We start from the raw sequence: 18,665 nt of genomic DNA, 5'->3' as shown, positions 1-18,665 counted from the left end.
CTGACCAGTTCAGTTAAGACCCGCGATGTTCCCCACCTCTCCCACATCGCCGCGCCCCGGCTGGCGGCCCCGGCTGGCCCTCTTCGGCGTGGCCGCCGCGGCGGCCCTGGCCGGCTGCGCCCAGCTGCCCGACGCGGTCACGACGCCCGATCCGCGGCCGCTGGGCGCTTATGCCGCGGCCGAGTCCTTCCGTGCACCGGCCATCGCCTGGCCCGAGTCGCGCTGGTGGCAGGCTTATGGCGACGCCCAGCTCGACGCGCTCGTCGACGAGGCCCTGGCCGGCTCGCCCGACCTCGCGGCGGCTGCCGCGCGGCTGGAGCGCGCGGCTTCGTACAGCCAGGTCGCCGGCTCGGCGCTGAAGCCGCAGGTGACGGTCGGCGCCAGCGCCACGCAGGACCGCTTCAGCAAGAACCACATCACGCCGGCGTCCATCCTGCCGACCGGCTGGGAAGACGTCGGCCAGGCGACCTTCACCATCGGCTGGGAGCTGGACTTCTGGGGCGCCAACCGCGCCGCGCTGGCCGCCGCGACCTCGGAGGCCGAGGCCGCGCGTGCCGAACTGGCCCAGGCGCGGCTGCTGCTGTCATCCGCCGTGGCCGCGCAGTACGCCGAGTTGGGCCGGCTCTACGCCAACCGCGACAGCGCCGCGCGTTCGGTGCAGGTGCGCACGCGTACCGCCGAGCTGGTGGCCGAACGCTTCCGCAACGGCCTGGAAACCCGCGGCAACGTGCGCCAGGCCGACGCCGGCCGGGCCGCCGCCGAAGGCGCGCTGCTGGCGATCGACGAACGCATCGCGCTGCAGCGCAACCGCTTGGCGGCGCTGCTGGGCGCCGGGCCCGACCGCGGCCTGTCGATCACGCCGCCGGCGCTGAAGCTCGACCGCGGCTTCGGCCTGCCGGCCGAACTCGGCGCCGAGCTGCTGGGCCGGCGCCCGGACGTCGCCGCCGCCCGCCTGCGCGCCGAGGCCCAGGCCAAGCGCATCGACGTCGCGACCGCGGCCTTCTATCCGAACGTCAATCTGAGCGCGATGGTCGGGCTGCAGTCGCTGGGCCTGGACAACCTGACGCGCAGCGGCTCGACGATGGGCTCGATCGGCCCGGCGATCTCGCTGCCGGTGTTCACCGGCGGCCGGCTGCGCGGCCAGCTGCGCGGTGCGCAATCGGCTTATGCCGAAGCGGTGGCCAGCTACGACGCGACGGTGACGCATGCGCTGCAGGACGTGGCCGACGCCGCGGTCAGCCTGAAGGCCCTGGCGCCGCGCCTGGCCAAGGCCGACGAGGCGCTGGCCGCGGCCGACGAGGCGCACCGCGTCGCCCGAGAACGCTACGACGGCGGCCTCGCCACCTACCTCGAGGTGCTGTCCGCCGAGGACACGATGCTCGCCAGCCTCAACGCCCAGGCCGACCTGCGCGCCGGCTCGCTGGCGCTGGACGTCGCGCTGCAGCGCGCCCTGGGCGGCGGCTGGCGCGACCAGGCCCGCTGAACCCCCGAATCCCGAGAGTCCGACCATGAACCAAGACACGACCCTGGACACGGCCACGCGCCGCCGCCGCAACAACCGTCTGACCGCGCTGGCGCTGGCCGTCGTCGCCATCGGCGGCGCGAGCACCGCCTACTGGCTGCTGCACGGCCAGCATTTCGTCTCCACCGACAACGCCTACACCGCCGCCGAGCTGGCGCAGATCACGCCGGCCGTCGGCGGCACCGTCGCCGAGGTCAAGGTCAGCGACACGCAGACGGTGAAGAAGGGCGACGTGCTCGTCGTCATCGACCCCACCGACGCCCGCCTGGCGCTGGCCTTCGCCGAAGCCGAGCTCGACCGCACGATCCGCCGCGTGCAGGGCTACCAGGCCACCGACCGTTCGCTGGCCGAGCAGGTCGCCGCCCACAGCGCCGACGAGAAGCGCGCCGCGGCGCAGCTGGCCGCGGCCCAGGCCGACTTCGAGCGCGCCGGCATCGACCTGAAGCGCCGCGAGGCGCTGGTCGGCTCGGGCTCGGTCTCGGGCGACGAGCTGACGCGCGCCCAGAACGCCTACGCCGCCGCACGTGCCGCGCTCGACGCCGCCCAGGCCGCGGCGACCCAGGCCCGCGCCGGCACCGCCGCCGCCGTCGCCGCCCAGGAGGCCAACGCGACGCTGATCGTGCGCACGACGACCGACACCAACCCCGAGGTGCTGGCCGCACGTGCCCGCGCCGAGCAGGCGCGCGTGGACTTCGAGCGCACGGTGATCCGCGCGCCGATCGACGGCGTCGTCGCCAAGCGCACGGTTCAGGCCGGCCAGCGCGTGGCCGCCGGCGTGCCGCTGATGTCGGTGGTGCCGGTGGGCCAGATCTACGTCGACGCCAACTTCAAGGAGCGGCAGCTGGAGAAGGTGCGCGTCGGCCAGCCGGTCGAGCTGCACGCCGACCTGTACGGCAAGAGCGTCGTCTACCACGGCGTCGTCGAAGGCTTCTCCGGCGGCTCGGGCTCGGCCTTCTCGGCGATCCCGGCGCAGAACGCCACCGGCAACTGGATCAAGGTCGTGCAGCGTCTGCCGGTGCGCGTGAAGCTCGACGCCGGCGAGCTCGCGGCCAACCCGCTGCGCGTGGGCCTGTCGATGACGGCCGAGATCGACACCCGCTCGAACTGACGCGATGAGCGCGACCGCTAACCCTGCTGCGGCCGGCGCGCCGCAGCCGCTCGCCGGCGGCCAGCTCTGGCTGGCGGCGCTGATGCTGGCCTCGGCGAACTTCATCGCCGTGCTCAACATGACGATCGCCAACGTCGCGGTGCCCAACATCGCCGGCGCGCTGGGCGCGGCGTCGAGCCAGGGCACCTGGGTCATCACCTCCTATGCGGTCGGCGAGGCGATCACCGTGCCGCTGACCGGCTGGCTGGCCGCGCGTTTCGGCTCGGTGCGCGTGTTCGTCGCGTCGATGCTGCTGTTCGGCATCTTCTCGGTGATCTGTGGGCTGTCCAACTCGCTGGGCCTGCTGGTCGTCGCGCGGGTCTTCCAGGGGCTGTGCGGCGGGCCGCTGATGCCGCTGTCGCAGACGCTGCTGATGCGCATCTTCCCGCGCGAGAAGGTGGCCGCGGCGATCGGGCTGTGGTCGATGACGACGCTGGTCGCGCCGGTCGTCGGCCCGATCCTCGGCGGCTGGCTGTGCGACGACTACAGCTGGTCCTGGACCTTCCTGATCAACGCCCCGATCGCCATCGGCTTCGGCATCTGGACCTGGGGCCTGCTCAAGCGCTACCAGGAAGCGGCGCGGCGCAGCCCGATCGACCTGGTCGGCATGGCGATGCTCGTCGTCTGGGTGGCCGCGCTGCAGCTGGTGCTCGACGAAGGCAAGAACCTCGACTGGTTCGGCTCGACCGAGATCGTCGCGCTGACCATCGTCGCCGCGGTCGTGTTCGTCGCCTTCCTGATCTGGGAGCTGCACGACCCGCACCCGATCGTCGACCTGCGCGTGTTCCGCCACCGCGGCTTCACGGTCAGCGTGGCGACGATCTGCTTCGCCTTCGCCGCGTTCTTCGGCGTCAACGTGCTGACGCCGCTGTGGCTGCAGAGCTTCATGGGCTACACCGCCACCGACGCCGGGCTGGCGACCGCCTGGACCGGGCTCACCGCGGTGTTCATCGCGCCGCTCGTCGCCCAGGCGGCCAGCAAGCACGACCCGCGGCCGCTGGTCTTCGTCGGCATCCTGGTGCTGGGCCTGTCGACGCTGTGGCGCACGGTGGCCACCACCGACATGGGCTTCTGGGACATCGCCATCCCGCTGGCGGTGATGGGGCTGGGCATGCCGTTCTTCTTCATCCCGTCGACCGGCATGGCGCTGGGCAGCGTCGAGCCGCACGAGATGGACTCGGCCGCCGGGCTGATGAACTTCGTGCGGACGCTGTCGGGCGCCTTCGCGACCTCGATCGTGACGACCGTCTGGAGCGACCGGACGACGCTCAACCACGCCGAGCTCGTCGGCCTGGCCGACCGCGACGGCAGCGTGCGCGCGCTGCTCACCCAGGGCGGCATGCCGCCCGACGCGCAGAACCAGGCGGTGGACCTGATGCTGACTTCGCAAAGCGTGATGCTGTCGACGAACCAGGTGATGACCGGCATCGCCGTCATCTTCCTGTTCGCCGCCGCGATCATCTGGCTGGCGCCCAAACCCGCCCACGCGGTCGAACCCGGCGCCGGCGGCCACTGACCCCTTCGTTCACGAGAGAAACCGAGATGTTCCGACACCTGCTCGTGCCCACCGACGGCTCGCCGCTGTCGCAGCGTGCCGTCGTCCAGGCCATCGCCTTCGCCCGCCGCCACAGCGCGCGCGTCACCTTCTTCCACGCCGAGCGCCACCCGCCGGTGCCGATGGACGGCGCCGGCGTCGTCATCAACGCCCATGCGCTGCACGAGGCGCACGAACGGCTGGACGCCGCGGCGCACGACATCCTGGCCGAGGCCGACGCGCTGGCGCAGGAGGCCGGCGTGGTGACCGACAGCGTCGTGCTGGTCACCGACAAGCCCTGGGAGGGCATCATCCGCAGCGCCGAGCGCCTGGGCTGCGACCTGATCTTCATGGCCTCGCACGGCCGGCGCGGCGTCAGCGCGCTGCTGCTGGGCAGCGAGACGCAGAAGGTGCTGACGCACACGCGCATCCCGGTGCTGGTGCACCGCTGACGCGTGCAGGCGCCTCAGCGCGCGGCGATCTGCGGCGCCACCCAGGCGAGGTAACGCGCCGGGTCCAGCGCCGAGCCGCGCGGCTCCTCGTGGCCGTTGCCGACGGCCGCGTCGATGGCCTGCAGCAGCGCGTCCTGAGTCGAGGTCTCGACGGCTGCGGCGTCCAGCCGCGCGCCGCAGCCCAGGCAGAAGGCGTGGGCGCGCACCGCGCCCGGCGGTGGCAGGCCCGGCACCGCGGCCTGCGCCAGGTGGTGGAAGTGCGCCGCCGCGGCGTACTCGCCGACGAAGCGATACCAGCCCGAGGCGGTCACCAGGCGGCCGGCGTGCGAGGCGACGACGTGGTCGCAGCGCGTGGCTGCGGGGCCGGAAGCGGGGGCGGGCTGCGGGCGTTGCATCGGCGATCTCCTCGACGGCGATGCCCGCTCTACGGCGCGGCGGTGCGTCTGTTGAGCCGCAAGATGTAAGCGCGCGGGCCCCCGGATTCGCGGGGGGTAGGGGCCGGGAGAGCCTTCATGGACGCGTCACCGGGGCCGGCCTACGCTGCCGCGGCCCCGACACGAGGAGACCCCATGCGCTCATGGCTGCGTTGTGCCGTCCTGCCCCTGTCCGCCTGTCTCGCGTGCATCGCCCCGCCGGCCTCCGCCGACGAGCGCAGCGTCGCCGTCGCCGGGCTGCGCGGCCCGGTGAGCGTCGTGCGCGACGTCGACGGCGTCGCCCACGTGCGCGCGCTGAGCGAACGCGACGCGCTCTTCATGCAGGGCTGGCTGCACGCCGAGGACCGGCTGTTCCAGGCCGACACGCTGCGCCGCACCGCCAGCGGCACGCTGGCCGAACTGGTCGGCGCCTCGGCGCTTCCGCAGGACGTGCAGCTGCGTACGATCGGCCTGCGCCGCGCCGCCGAGCAGTCGCTGGCGGCCGCCTCGCCCGAGCTGCGCGCCGGGCTCGAGGCCTATGCCGCCGGCGTCAACGCCTGGGTCTCCGCGCACGCCCTGCCGGCCGACTACGCGCGGCTGCGGCTGACGAAGTTCAGCCCCTGGACGCCGGTGGACAGCCTGGCGATCGGCAAGCTGGTGTCCTTCCAGCTCTCGTTCGACTTCGACACCGACCTCACCAGCGCCTGGCTGGCCTACCGCCAGGCGCTGGGCGACGACCGGCTGGCGCAGGCGCTGTTCTTCGGCGACGTCTACCGCTCGGCGCCTTTCGATCCGGCGTCGACGCTGCCCGACGCCGGCGCGCCCCTGCCCTGGGTGGGCGTGGCCGCGGCGGCGGCACGCCCGGCCGCGGTGCCGGCGTCGCTGGCGCCGCTGCTGTCGCGCCAGCTCGAGCAGACGAAACGCGTGCCGCTGCTCGAACGGGTGCTGGCGCGCCGCCAGCACCAGATCGGCAGCAACGAATGGGCGGTCAGCGCGCGGCTGACGGCCGATGGCCGGCCGCTGGTCGCCAACGACCCGCACCTGTCGCTGGGCCTGCCGTCCAACCTCTACGACCAGCACCTCGTCAGCGCCGACGGGCTGGACGCGATCGGCAGCAGCTTCCCCGGCGTGCCCTGGATCGTGCTCGGCCAGAACCGGCGCATCGCCTGGGGCTCGACGACGACCGCCTACGACGTCACCGACGCCTACGCCGAACGGATCGTGCCCGCCAAGACCGCCAGCGGCCTGGCCTCGGTCTACCAGGGCGCCAACGAGGCCATCGTGCCGATCCCGATCACGTTCAAGGTCAACGCGCTCGACCCCTCGCGCAGCGACGCGCTGGACACCGTGCCGCCGAGCGCCGAGGTGCCGCCGGCGGTGCTGCTGGTGCCGCGCCACGGCCCGGTGGTGCAGCTGGACACGGCCGCCGGCAGCGCGATCACGATCCAGTGGATCGGCGCCGGCCCGACGCGCGAACTCGACGCCTACCGGCTGCTCAACCGCGCCGCCAGCCTGGAGGACGTGCGCGCCGCGCTGCAGTACTTCGACGTCGGTTCGCAGAACTTCGTCGTCGGCGACGTCGACGGCCGAATGGCCTGGTTCACCAGCGGCGAGGTGCCGCTGCGCGAGGACCTGCAGGCCGGCGCCGTGGCCGGCGCGCCGCCCTACCTGGTGCGCAACGGCCAGGGCGGCAACGAATGGCTGAAGAAGGCCTCGCCGGGGCCGACCGACGCCAGCGGCTACGAGACGCTGCCGTTCGCCGAGATGCCGCAGCTCATCGACCCGCCCGAAGGTTTCTTCGTCAACGCCAACAACGACCCCGCCGGGCTCACGCTGGACAACAACCCGCTGAACCAGCGTCGCGTCGGCGGCGGCCTCTATTACCTGGCGCCGGGCTTCGACTTCGGCACACGCGCCGGGCGCATCACGCAGCGGCTGCGGGCGGCCATCGCCGCCGGTCCTGTCGCGCGGCGCGAGATGGCCAGCATCCAGGCCGACACGGTGCTCGTCGACGCCCAGGTCTTCGTGCCGCTGCTGCTGCGCGCCTACGACGGCGCACGCGCCGCCGGCGCCCCGGCGGCACTGCAGGCGCTGGCCGCTGATGCGCGTGTCGCCGAAGCCGCCGAACGCCTGCGGCGCTGGGGCTTCGACACGCCGACCGGCATCGAGACCGGCTACGACGCGTCCGACGTCAACGGCCAGCGCCGCGCGCCGACGCAGCGCGAGATCGACGCCAGCGTCGCCGCGACGATCCACGCCGTCTGGCGCGGCCAGGCGATCGCGCTCGGTCTGGACCGAACGCTGGCCCAGCACGGCCTGCCGCAGCCGGGCAGCCAGGAGGCGATGAAGTCGCTGCGCCACCTCGTCGAGCGTGACGGCATCGGCGTCTCCGGCGTCGATTTCTTCGCCTGGACCGGCCTGGCCGACGCCGCGCAGCGCCGCGACTACGTGCTCTTGAAGGCGCTGCAGGACGCGCTGGAGCTGCTCGCCGGCCCGGCGTTCGAACGTGCGTTCGCCCGTTCGACGAACCAGGCCGACTGGCGCTGGGGCAAGCTGCACCGCATCGTGCTGGCCGGCGTCTTCGCCGACGAGAGCATCCCGGGCGCGACGCCGGGCTTCGAGCCTTCGGTCGCCGGGCTGCCGGGGCTGTCGGTCGACGGCGGGCTGGGCACGGTCGACGTCGCCAACCACGCGGCGCGCGCGGCCGACGACGGCGCGTTCATGTTCTCGTCGGGGCCCAACCGGCGTTACGTCGGCGCGCCCGGCCCGGGCGGCATCCCGGCGCGTTCGATCCTGCCCGGCGGGCAGAGCGGCGTGCTGGGCAGCGAGGACTACGCCAACTTCCTCGGCCGCTGGCTGAGCAACGAAACCTACCCGTTCCGCGTCACGGCGGCCGAGATCCAGCGCGCCGCCGTCAGCCGCACGCTGTACCGCCCGGCACGCTGAAGACACGCGCTTTGCGGCAGCATCGGGGGCGATGAACCGCTCCCGATGCCTTCTCGCCGTGGCGGCGCTGGCCGCCGGCTGCACGTCGACACCGCAGCCGTCCGGCGCGCCCGAACGCCCGGCCGATGTGCGCACGCGTGTGCTGTCGCTGCTGCCGCCGACGCTGGCCGACCGCGCCGGATGGGCGCAGGACCTGCAGGTCGCCTTCTCGGCGCTGAACCTCGAGCCCAGCGTCGAGCAGCTTTGCGCTGCGATCGCGGTGGCCGAGCAGGAGTCCGGCCTGCGTGCCGACCCGCCGGTGCCGCGCCTGGGCGAGATCGCGCGCCGCGAACTCGACGAACGGGCCGAACGCGCCGGTGTGCCGCGCCTGGCGGTGGCCGCGGCGCTGGTTCTGCCGTCACCCGACGGGCGTTCGTGGAACGAGCGCATCGCCGCGGTGAAGACCGAACACGAGCTCAGCGATCTCTATGAGGAACTGATCGACCGGCTGCCGCTGGGCCGGCGTTTCCTCGCCAGCCGCAACCCGGTGCGCACCGGCGGGCCGATGCAGGTGTCGGTGGCTTTCGCCGAGCGCCAGGCCGAGCGCGGCTACCCCTACCCGATGAAGGGCTCGGTGCGCGACGAGGTGTTCACGCGCCGCGGCGGCCTGTACTTCGGCGTCGCCCACCTGCTGGAGTACGAGGCGCCGTACGACGCGCTGATCTACCGCTACGCCGACTTCAACGCCGGCCGCTGGGCCAGCCGCAACGCGGCGTTCCAGAACGCGCTGGCCGCGGTGACCGGCATCCCGCTGGTGCCCGACGGCGACCTGCTGCCGCCCGATGCCGGCCGCGACACGCCGCCCGGCGCCACCGAGACCGCCGCCCGCTCGCTGGCGTCGCGCCTGGGCCTGGACGCCGACGACATCCGCCGCGACCTGGCGCGCGGCGAAGGCCCGGGCTTCGAAGGTTCGCGGCTGTGGCAGCGGGTCTTCACGCTCGCCGAACGCCAGGGCCGCACGCTGCCGCGCGCCGCCTTGCCGCGCATCACGCTCGAAGGGCCGAAGATCCAGCGCAAGCTGACCACCGAGTGGTTCGCGCGCCGCGTCGAGGAACGCCAGCGCCGCTGCGTCGCACGTGCCGATTCGCCCGAGTGAAAGCAGGAATCGCCCGGCGCTGGCAGACTGGGCCGGTTCAGGAGTCCACGATGCTGCGTTCCACTTTTGTTTCCTTCGCCGCGGCCGCCACGATGGCCGCCGTCTCGCCGGCCGCGCTGGCCGCGCTCGAGGTCGGCGCCAAGGCGCCGGACTTCACGACCGAGGCCGCGCTGGCCGGCAAGCCTTTCCGCTTCGCGCTCGCCGACGCGCTGAAACGCGGGCCGGTGGTGCTGTTCTTCTTCCCCAAGGCCTTCACCTCGGGCTGCACGGTGGAGGCGCACCAGTTCGCCGAAGCGACGCCGCAGTTCGAGAAGCTCGGCGCCACCGTCATCGGCGTCTCCAACGACGACCTGCCGACGCTGCAGCGTTTCTCCAGCGAAGCCTGCCGCGACAAGTTCGCCGTCGCCTCCGACGCCGACTCGCGCGTGATCCGCGCCTACGATGCCAAGATCGCCTTCATGCCGGGCATGGCCAAGCGCGTGTCCTACGTCATCGGCCGCGACGGCCGCGTGGCCTACGTCTACGAGAGCCTGGACCCGGACCTGCACGTGACGAACACGATGAAGGCCGTCGAACGCCTGGCGGCGCCCGCCGGCTCAGCCGCCGCGGCGGCCCAGCGCTGAGGCGCCGACGCGGCCATCGAAGGGCGGCAGCGCGGCGCCGGGCGGCTCCAGCGCCGTGCGCGGCGCCGCCGTCGCGGCTTCGCCGGCCGCCGGCGCCGGGCCCTCGGCCGGCGGCGGCGTCGCCAGCCCGCGCATCGAGCCCCAGGTCTTGGCGTAGACCCAGGTGAACTCGGCGCCGAGCAGGAAGACCTGTGCCGCCCAGTAGACCCAGACGAAGACGATGACCAGCGAACCGGCCGCGCCCCAGCCCGAGGCGACGCCGGTCTTGCCGATGTACAGCCCGATCAGCACCTGGCCGAGGCTGAACAGCGCCGCGGTGATCGCCGCGCCCAGCCAGACGTCGAGCCAGCGCACCTTCACGCGCGGCATCAGCTTGTAGATCAGCGCGAAGACCAGCGTCGTGATCGCGAAGCCCAGCACCAGGTTCAGCGCCTGCGCCAGCAGCTCCCAGGCGCCGAACCAGGTGCCCCACCAGGTGCCCAGCGCCGAGACCGCGGCGCTCAGCACCAGCGAGACCATCAGCAGAAAGGCGATGCCCAGGATCAGCCCGAAGGACAGGAAGCGCGCGCGCACCAGCGCCCAGGGCCCCGAGGGCCGGCCGCGTGTCGGCGCGCGCCAGATGCGGTCGAGTGCGTCCTGCAGCTCGGCGAAGACGGTGGTGGCGCCGACCAGCAGCAGCACCAGCCCGATCGCGGTGCCGGTGCCGGCGCGGCTGCCGTCGCGGAAGGTGGCGAGCACGGCCTGCACGGCTTCGGCGGCGTCGTGGCCCATCAGCCGCTGCAGCTCGCCGAACAGCGCACGCTGCGCCGCTTCCTCCCCGAAGACCAGACCGGCGATCGAGATCACCAGCAGCATCACCGGGCCGAGCGAGAACACCGTGTAGTAGGCCAGCGCCGCGCCCATGCTCGGGGCGTAGTCCTGCAGCCAGGCGTCGAAAGCGCGCCGCGCCAGCGACAGCCAGTCGCGCGGGCCGGGGCGGGCGGGGGAGGGGGAAGCGTGCTGCATCGGGGGCACCGGCCTCGGCCGGCAGGCCCCGATGGCAAGGCCCGTTCCCAGGGCGGGAACGGGCGCCGGGGCTCAGGCCTGGACGGCCGGCGTGCGGATCAGGTAGTCGAAGGCCGACAGTGCCGCCTTCGCGCCTTCGCCGGTGGCGATGATGATCTGCTTGTACGGCACGGTCGTCACGTCGCCGGCGGCGAAGATGCCCGGCACGCTGGTCGCGCACTTCGGGTCGATGACGATCTCGCCGAAGCGGCTCAGCTCCAGCGTGCCCTTCAGGAACTCGGTGTTGGGCACCAGGCCGATCTGCACGAAGACGCCGGCCAGCTCGACGTGCTGCTCGGCGCCCGAGACGCGATCCTTGTAGCGCAGGCCGTTGACCTTCTGGCCGTCGCCGGTGATCTCGGTCGTCTGCGCGTTGGTGTGGATCGTGACGTTGGGCAGGCTCTTCAGCTTGTTGACCAGCACCGCGTCGGCCTTCAGCTGGTCGAGGAACTCGATCAGCGTCACGTGCTCGACGACGCCGGCCAGGTCGATCGCGGCCTCGACGCCGGAGTTGCCGCCGCCGATGACGGCGACCTTCTTGCCCTTGAACAGCGGGCCGTCGCAGTGCGGGCAGTAGGCCACGCCCTTGGTCTTGTACTCCTGCTCGCCGGGCACGTTGACGTTGCGCCAGCGTGCGCCGGTGGCCAGGATGACCGTGCGGCCCTTGAGCTCGGCGCCGTTGACCAGCTTGACGGTCGCGTAGGCGCCCGGCTGCGGCGCCGGGATCACGGCCGCGACCTGCTGGCCGACGTTGACGTCGACGGCGTAGGCGCGCACGTGGGCCTCCAGCGCGGCGGCGAACTTCGGCCCTTCGGTCTCCATCACCGAGACGAAGTTCTCGATGGCCAGCGTGTCCAGCGTCTGGCCGCCGAAACGCTCGGCGACGATGCCGGTGCGGATGCCCTTGCGCGCGGCGTAGATCGCCGCCGCGGCGCCGGCCGGGCCGCCGCCGACGATCAGCACCTCGTACGGCTCCTTCTTCGCCAGCTTGGCGGCGTCGCGCGCGGCCGCGCCGGTGTCGACCTTGGCCAGGATCTCGCCGATCTCCATGCGGCCCGAGCCGAAGGGCTGGCCGTTCAGGAACACGGTCGGCACGGCCATGATCTGGCGCGCGTCGACCTCGGCCTTGAACAGGCCGCCGTCGATCGCGACGTGGCGAACGCGCGGGTTCAGCACCGCCATCAGGTTCAGCGCCTGCACGACGTCGGGGCAGTTGTGGCAGGTCAGCGACATGTAGGTCTCGAAGACGAAGTCGCCTTCGAGGCCCTGGATCTGCGCGATCGTGTCGGCGTCGAGCTTGGGCGGGTGGCCGCCGGCCTGCAGCAGCGCCAGCACCAGCGAGGTGAACTCGTGGCCCATCGGGATGGCCGCGAAACGCACACCCATGTCGGCACCGGCGCGGCTGATCGAGAACGAGGGCCGACGCGTGTCCGAACCGTCGTAGCGCACGCTGATCAGCGCCGACAGCGGCGCGATGTCCTCGAGCAGCGCACGCATCTCGGCCGAGGCCGGGCGGTCGTCGAGCGAGGCGACCAGTTCGATCGGCTGCTGCAGGCGCTCGAGATAGGCCTTGAGCTGGTTCTTGAGGTTGGCGTCGAGCATGCGTGGCTCCTGGAAACGATGCGGGGTGGGAGGGTGTCGCGCCCTGTCGTCAGCGCCCGTCCCGCTTCGGGGGCTGGCGACAGGGGCCTGCGGTGCAGGCCCTGGCGGCAGAACGCCCGGGCGAGCCGGGCGTCCGCGAGGCCCGCCGTGGCGGGCCGGGGTGCCGTGCGGCTTAGATCTTGCCGACCAGGTCCAGCGACGGGGTCAGCGTCGCGGCGCCTTCCTGCCACTTGGCCGGGCAGACCTGGCCCGGGTGCGAGGCGACGTACTGGGCCGCCTTGACCTTGCGCAGCAGCTCGCTGGCGTCACGGCCGATGCCGTTGTCGTGGATCTCGCAGAGCTTGATCTGGCCTTCGGGGTTGATGACGAAGGTGCCACGCAGCGCCAGGCCTTCTTCTTCGATCATGACGTCGAAGTTGCGGGTCAGCGTGCCGGTCGGGTCGCCGATCAGCGCGTACTTGACCTTCTGGATGGCCGGCGAGGTTTCGGCCCAGGCCTTGTGCGCGAAGTGGGTGTCGGTCGACACGCCGTAGACCTCGACGCCCAGCTTCTGGAACTCGGCGTAGGTGTCGGCCAGGTCTTCGAGCTCGGTCGGGCAGACGAAGGTGAAGTCGGCCGGGTAGAACACGACGACGCTCCACTTGCCCTTGAAGGTTTCTTCGGTGACTTCGAAGAACTTGCCGGTCTGGTAGGCGTTGGCCTTGAACGGCTTGACTTGGGTGTTGATCAGCGACATGGGTTTTGGCTCCTCTGAAGTTGGGTCGGTGGAGAGACGCGAGTGAAGGAGAACGCGACGGAGAGACTGTAGCGGCCGGGGCTGATGTTGGCAGTCGATCGTTTCAATCAGGACCATTGAGCACGGCTATAACCGGCCTGAAATGAAAAAGCCGCGCGGCCCCGGACAGGGCTCGCGCGGCTCGCGGACGGGCAGCGACCGCTCAGGCGATGAAGCCGCGTGCGCGCAGCATTTCGATCACGCGGTCGGCCGCACGTTCCGCGGTCAGCTCGGTGGTGTCGATGCGGATCTCGGGATTCTCCGGCGGCTCGTAGGGCGAATCGATGCCGGTGAAGTTGCGCAGCTCGCCGCGGCGCGCCTTCTTGTACAGGCCCTTGACGTCGCGGCTCTCTGCGACGTCCAGCGGCGTGTCGACGTGCACCTCGATGAACTCGCCGTCGGCGACCAGCGAACGTGCCAGCCGGCGCTCGGCGCGGAACGGCGAGATGAAGGCCGTCAGCACGATCAGGCCGGCGTCGACCATCAGCTTGGCGACCTCGCCGACGCGGCGCACGTTCTCCACCCGGTCGGCTTCGGTGAAGCCGAGGTCCTTGTTCAGGCCGTGGCGCACGTTGTCGCCGTCGAGCAGGTACGAGTGGCGGCCCAGCGCGTGCAGCCGCTTCTCGACGAGGTTGGCGATCGTCGACTTGCCGGCGCCCGACAGGCCGGTGAACCACAGCACCGCGGGCTTCTGGCCCTTCTGCAGCGCGCGGGCGCTCTTGTCGATGTCGACGTGCTGCAGGTGGATGTTGTGCGCGCGGCGAAGCGCGAAGTGCAGCATGCCGGCGCCGACCGTGTTGTTGGTCAGCCGGTCGATCAGGATGAAGCCGCCGGTGTCGCGGTTGGCCTGGTAGGCGTCGAAAGGCACGGCGCGGTCGAGCGCGATGTTGCAGACGCCGATCTCGTTGAGCTCCAGCTGCTTGGCGGCCAGACGCTCCATCGTGTTGACGTTGACCTTGTACTTGGGCTCGGTCACCGAGGCGCTGACGGTGCGCGTGCCCAGCTTCAGCAGGTAGGGGCGGCCGGGCAGCATCGGCTCGTCGGCCATCCAGACGATCGTGCACTCGAACTGGTCGGCGACCTCGGCCGGCGCGTCGGCCGCCGAGATCACGTCGCCGCGCGAGATGTCGACCTCGTCGGCCAGCGTCAGCGTCACCGACTGGCCGGCGACGGCGACGGCCAGGTCGCCGCCGTAGGCGACGATGCGCGCCACCGTGCTCTCGCGGCCCGAGGGCTGCACGCGCACGCGGTCACCGGGGCGCACGCTGCCGCTGGCGATCAGGCCGCAGAAGCCGCGGAAGTCGAGGTTGGGGCGGTTGACCCACTGCACCGGCAGGCGCAGCGCATCGCCCTGCAGCCGCGTCTCGTCGATCTCGCAGGTCTCGAGGAAGCCCATCAGCGTCGGGCCGTGGTACCAGCTCGTTTGCGTGCTGGCCTCGGTCATGTTGTCGCCCTTCAGGGCCGACAGCGGGATCGTCGTGATGTCCGCCAGGCCGATCTGCTTGGCGAACTCGCGGTACTCCTCGTCGATGCGGTTGTAGACCTGCTGCGAGTAGTCCACCAGGTCCATCTTGTTGATCGCCAGCACCACCTTGCGGATGCCGATCAGCGAGACCAGGTAGCTGTGGCGGCGGGTCTGCGTCAGCACGCCCTTGCGCGCGTCGACGAGGATCACCGCGACGTCGGCGGTCGACGCGCCGGTGATCATGTTGCGCGTGTACTGCTCGTGCCCCGGCGTGTCGGCGACGATGAACTTGCGCCGGTCGGTGCTGAAGAAGCGGTAGGCGACGTCGATCGTGATGCCTTGCTCGCGCTCGGCGGCCAGGCCGTCGACGAGCAGCGCGAAGTCGATGTCGCCGCCTTGCGTGCCCCACTTCTTGGAGTCGGCCTCGATGGCGGCGAGCTGGTCCTCGAACAGCATCTTCGACTCGTACAGCAGGCGCCCGATGACGGTGCTCTTGCCGTCGTCGACCGAGCCGCAGGTGATGAAGCGCAGCAGGCTCTTCTTCTCGTGCTGTTCGAGATAACGCTCGATGTCGGTGGCGATGAGGTCGGAAACGTGCGCCATCTCAGAAGTACCCTTCCTGCTTCTTCTTTTCCATCGACGCCGCGGTGTCGTGGTCGATCATGCGGCCCTGGCGTTCGCTGGTGCGGGTCAGCAGCATCTCCTGGATGATGTCGACCAGCGTCTCGGCTTCGGACTCCACGGCGCCGGACAGCGGGTAGCAGCCCAGCGTGCGAAAGCGCACCTTCTTCATCATCGGCTGCTCGCCGGGCTTCAGGCGCATGCGCTCGTCGTCGACCATGATCAGCGTGCCGTCGCGCTCGACCACCGGCCGCTCGGCCGCGTAGTACAGCGGCACGATGGGAATGTTCTCGAGGTAGATGTACTGCCAGATGTCGAGCTCGGTCCAGTTCGAGATCGGGAAGACGCGGATCGACTCGCCCTTGTGCTTGCGGCCGTTGTAGAGGTGCCAGAGCTCGGGGCGCTGGTTCTTCGGGTCCCAGCGGTGCTGCGCGGTGCGGAACGAGAAGATGCGTTCCTTGGCGCGGCTCTTCTCCTCGTCGCGGCGGGCGCCGCCGAACGCGGCGTCGAAGCCGTAATGGTCCAGCGCCTGCTTCAGGCCCTGGGTCTTCCACATGTCGGTGTGGATCTGGGAGCCGTGGTCGAACGGGTTGATGCCGCGTTCCTTGGCTTCGGGGTTCTGGTAGACCAGCAGTTCCATGCCGAGTTCGCGCGCCATGCGTTCGCGCATCGCGTACATGTCGCGGAACTTCCAGGTCGTGTCCACGTGCAGCAGCGGAAACGGCGGCGGGGCCGGATAGAAGGCCTTGCGCGCCAGATGCAGCATCACCGCGCTGTCCTTGCCAATCGAATAGAGCATCACCGGCTTGTCGGCTTCGGCGACGACTTCTCGCAGGATGTGGATGCTCTCGGCCTCCAGGCGCTGCAGATGGGTGAGGCTGATCGATGGGTGCATAGGCGTGGTGTGGATGGTCTCGCGTGCTGCGCCGCAGCAAGCTGCATGCCGCGGGGCCGTGAGTATCCCCCAAGGCCCCGGGGGCTGCCCGCCCCAGGGGATGAGGGGGTCGGCGCGTCGGCAGCGTCAGTCGGGCGCGCGTTTTGCGCCGCTAAAGTCGACCGCAGGAGGATTCCGATGACCGAAGATCGAGTGGCCGCCCCCGGCCTGTTGAACGACGTTGCCGCCATCGCCCGTCAGGCCGGCGCGCTCATCATGGAGATCTACGCCACCGATTTCGCGGTGCGCGGCAAGCAGGACGCGTCGCCCGTGACCGAGGCCGACGAACGTGCCGAGAAACTGATCGTGCCGGCGCTGCGCGCGCTCGCGCCCGAGGTGCCGGTGGTCGCCGAGGAGGCCGTCGCCGCCGGCAGCGTCCCCGAAGTGGGGGAGTGGTTCTGGCTCGTCGACCCGCTGGACGGCACCAAGGAGTTCATCAGCCGCAACGGCGAGTTCACCGTGAACATCGCCCTGGTGCATCGCGGCGAACCGGTTCTGGGCGTGGTCTTCGCGCCGGCGCTGGACCGGCTCTTCGCCGGTGCACGCGGGCAGGGTGCGCGCGTCGAGGAAGCGGGCGCGGTGCGCCCGATCCGCTGCCGCGAGGTGCCCGAGGCCGGGCTCACCGTCGTCGCCAGCCGTTCGCACGGCGACGCCGCGGCGCTCGACGCCTTTCTCGCCGGGCGCAAGGTGGCGGCGCTGGCCAACGCCGGCTCGTCGCTGAAGCTGTGCCTGGTCGCCGCCGGCGAGGCCGATCTCTATCCGCGCCTGGGGCGCACGATGGAATGGGACATTGCCGCCGGCCATGCCGTCCTCGCCGCCGCCGGCGGCGGCGTCGACACCGTCGCCGGCGCGCCTTTGCATTACGGCAAACCCGGTTTCGACAACCCGCATTTCGTGGCTTCGGCGAAGCGCTGAAAACCCCCCGCGGTCGCGGGGATGGACCCGCACTTGCATGAGGTTGGCGGGCATTCCGACCGTTTCCCTGCGGTCGGTGCTCGCTAACAATGGGTTCACGAAAGTCATAAGAGTCGAACGAATGCGTAGAAGCGTTGGGAAGTTCGCGGCCATTGCCGCGAAGGGGCTGATCCTTGCCGCGACGTTTGCACTGGCCGCCTGCGGCGGCGGTCGCAGCACCGGCGAGAGCCGCGAGACGGCCGACATTTCGCTCACCCAGACGGTGCAGGCCAGCACCGCCTCGGGCGCGCCGGTCACCTTCACGGTCATCGTCGCGAACACCGCGCTGGTCGACTCGGCGCCGGTGACGCTGGCCTGGTCGGTGGCCGGTGTCGACGTCGGCACGCCGACGGTCAGCTGCACCAGCGCCGGCAGCGCCGTCTGCCCGACGACGCTGGGCGCCAGCACGACGATCGACAAGCTGCCGGCGCAGCGCCAGCTGATCTTCAAGTACACGGTGACGCTGCCGTCGGACGCGCGCGGCAACGTCGTCGCCACCGCGGTCGCCACCACCGCGCAGGACGAGGACACCAGCGACAACACGGTCAGCGCGACCACCGCCGCCTACGACGCGCGCAACGCCTCGTACGAGGTCTACGCCGCCGACGGCAAGGCCTACCAGATGACGGTCGACTTCGACGCCGGCAGCTACACGATCAGCGGCAACGGCGTCTCCGACACGCGCAGCTTCGCCGACGACGGCAACGGCGGCTTCATCGTCGGCAGCGGCCCGGAGCGGCTGCGCAGCGGCGACGGCGTCATCGTCGGCGTGCACGTGCTCGGCGGCACGGCCACGCCGTACATCGCGGCCAACAGCTTCCTCACCACGACCACCGGCGCGGCCGGCAACTACGACCTGATGTTCCGCCGCGTCGCCGCAGACGGCAGCGGCGCGACGACGCACCCGGCGACGGCGCGTGTCTCGGGCAACGTGCTGCAGGTCTGCGAGAACGACAACGAGGTGCTCTACGCCACCGCCTGCGGCAGCGGCTACATGAAGAGCTACGCGCTGACGGTCGCCGACGGCGTGTTCACCGCCACGCCGACGACCAGTGGCGGCGTGGGCCTGAGCTTCCGCATCGCCTACGTCGGCGAGTCCAAGGTGCTGCTGTCGGTCGGCAACAGCACGCTGGGCGACGGCCGCGTGCAGTGGATGGCCGGCCTGCAGGACGGCCAGGCGAGCATCTTCCCGGGCAGCTTCGTCGGGCCGGACCTGCTCTCCAGCGGCGTGCAGTGGGCCACGATCACGCTGGACGGCGATGCCGGCACCTACAACGTCGTCGACGCGGCGCTCAACGACCAGGGCGTGCTGCGCGCCGACCTCAGCAACCAGCAGCCCGGCTCGATGTTCTACGCCGAACTCACCACCCAGTACGTCGGCTCGCCGGTCTGGGTGCTGCAGAACTATCCGCTGGTCATCGTCGGTGGCGCGCCGCTCGTCTCGGGCAGCGTCACCAACCTCAGCGGCCTGCTGCAGATCGCGCTGCCCTGAGCGCGC

Annotated in this window: 15 protein-coding genes; 9 read left to right on the top strand and 6 right to left on the bottom strand. The window is 71.4% G+C overall.

Translation table 11 applies throughout. The features are described from left to right. Window positions 1-25: 25 nt before the first annotated feature. The 4 genes from RGE_RS15270 to RGE_RS15255 are packed head-to-tail and all read left to right on the top strand — an operon-like array spanning window position 26 to window position 4,655. Window positions 26-1,483, top strand: a complete 1,458-nt coding sequence (locus RGE_RS15270; protein WP_014429338.1) for an efflux transporter outer membrane subunit — start codon at window positions 26-28, stop codon at window positions 1,481-1,483. A 25-nt stretch (window positions 1,484-1,508) separates the two neighbouring features. Beyond that, complete coding sequence (locus tag RGE_RS15265) at window positions 1,509-2,630, top strand: HlyD family efflux transporter periplasmic adaptor subunit (protein WP_014429337.1); 1,122 nt, start codon at window positions 1,509-1,511, stop codon at window positions 2,628-2,630. 4 nt (window positions 2,631-2,634) lie between these two features. Beyond that, window positions 2,635-4,185 (top strand): DHA2 family efflux MFS transporter permease subunit, encoded by a 1,551-nt coding sequence (locus RGE_RS15260; protein ID WP_014429336.1) that lies wholly within the window; start codon window positions 2,635-2,637, stop codon window positions 4,183-4,185. 26 nt (window positions 4,186-4,211) lie between these two features. Then, window positions 4,212-4,655, top strand: a complete 444-nt coding sequence (locus RGE_RS15255; protein ID WP_014429335.1) for a universal stress protein — start codon at window positions 4,212-4,214, stop codon at window positions 4,653-4,655. A 14-nt stretch (window positions 4,656-4,669) separates the two neighbouring features. On the opposite strand, the gene RGE_RS15250 is transcribed toward RGE_RS15255, so the two are convergent. Beyond that, window positions 4,670-5,050, bottom strand: a complete 381-nt coding sequence (locus RGE_RS15250) for a hypothetical protein (RefSeq protein WP_014429334.1) — start codon at window positions 5,048-5,050, stop codon at window positions 4,670-4,672. Window positions 5,051-5,224: 174 nt separating this feature from the next. Between RGE_RS15250 and RGE_RS15245 the strand changes: the two genes are divergently transcribed. From RGE_RS15245 to RGE_RS15235, 3 genes are read left to right on the top strand one after another with little or no spacing between them, the layout of a single operon-like run. After that, window positions 5,225-8,014: a penicillin acylase family protein gene (locus tag RGE_RS15245; protein ID WP_014429333.1), complete on the top strand. Its 2,790-nt coding sequence runs from the start codon at window positions 5,225-5,227 to the stop codon at window positions 8,012-8,014. A 31-nt stretch (window positions 8,015-8,045) separates the two neighbouring features. Continuing rightward, entirely contained in the window at window positions 8,046-9,149 is a 1,104-nt protein-coding gene (locus RGE_RS15240) for a DUF1615 domain-containing protein (RefSeq protein WP_014429332.1), read from the top strand. 50 nt (window positions 9,150-9,199) lie between these two features. Then, complete coding sequence (locus tag RGE_RS15235) at window positions 9,200-9,772, top strand: peroxiredoxin (protein WP_014429331.1); 573 nt, start codon at window positions 9,200-9,202, stop codon at window positions 9,770-9,772. Here the strand turns inward: RGE_RS15235 and RGE_RS15230 are convergent. The 5 genes from RGE_RS15230 to cysD form a co-directional block, all read right to left on the bottom strand. Beyond that, window positions 9,746-10,777, bottom strand: coding sequence for a YihY/virulence factor BrkB family protein (locus RGE_RS15230; RefSeq protein ID WP_014429330.1), 1,032 nt, complete (start codon window positions 10,775-10,777; stop codon window positions 9,746-9,748). The two genes, RGE_RS15235 and RGE_RS15230, sit on opposite strands and share 27 nt — an antisense overlap. Window positions 10,778-10,849: 72 nt before the next feature. Next, window positions 10,850-12,418, bottom strand: coding sequence for an alkyl hydroperoxide reductase subunit F (gene ahpF, locus RGE_RS15225; RefSeq protein WP_014429329.1), 1,569 nt, complete (start codon window positions 12,416-12,418; stop codon window positions 10,850-10,852). Window positions 12,419-12,590: 172 nt separating this feature from the next. Beyond that, window positions 12,591-13,154, bottom strand: a complete 564-nt coding sequence (ahpC, locus tag RGE_RS15220) for an alkyl hydroperoxide reductase subunit C (RefSeq protein WP_014429328.1) — start codon at window positions 13,152-13,154, stop codon at window positions 12,591-12,593. 202 nt (window positions 13,155-13,356) lie between these two features. After that, on the bottom strand, window positions 13,357-15,261 hold the full coding sequence (cysN, locus tag RGE_RS15215; RefSeq protein ID WP_014429327.1) for a sulfate adenylyltransferase subunit CysN: 1,905 nt from the start codon (window positions 15,259-15,261) through the stop codon (window positions 13,357-13,359). A gap of 1 nt (window position 15,262) precedes the next feature. Further along, window positions 15,263-16,174, bottom strand: a complete 912-nt coding sequence (gene cysD / locus RGE_RS15210; protein ID WP_014429326.1) for a sulfate adenylyltransferase subunit CysD — start codon at window positions 16,172-16,174, stop codon at window positions 15,263-15,265. Window positions 16,175-16,351: 177 nt separating this feature from the next. Here cysD and cysQ point away from each other — a divergent pair, with 177 nt between their 5' ends. Together cysQ and RGE_RS15200 are read left to right on the top strand one after the other, a co-directional pair. Beyond that, the gene (gene cysQ, locus RGE_RS15205; protein ID WP_043784164.1) at window positions 16,352-17,128 is read left to right on the top strand and encodes a 3'(2'),5'-bisphosphate nucleotidase CysQ; all 777 of its coding nucleotides are present in this window, start codon (window positions 16,352-16,354) and stop codon (window positions 17,126-17,128) included. Between the two features lie 121 nt (window positions 17,129-17,249). Continuing rightward, window positions 17,250-18,659: a DUF11 domain-containing protein gene (locus RGE_RS15200; RefSeq protein ID WP_148280203.1), complete on the top strand. Its 1,410-nt coding sequence runs from the start codon at window positions 17,250-17,252 to the stop codon at window positions 18,657-18,659. Window positions 18,660-18,665 lie beyond the last annotated feature (6 nt).

This window comes from Rubrivivax gelatinosus IL144 (assembly GCF_000284255.1).
In the GTDB taxonomy this organism is placed as follows: Bacteria; Pseudomonadota; Gammaproteobacteria; order Burkholderiales; family Burkholderiaceae_C; genus Rubrivivax; species Rubrivivax gelatinosus_A.
This window is presented reverse-complemented; position numbering and strand designations above follow the sequence as displayed.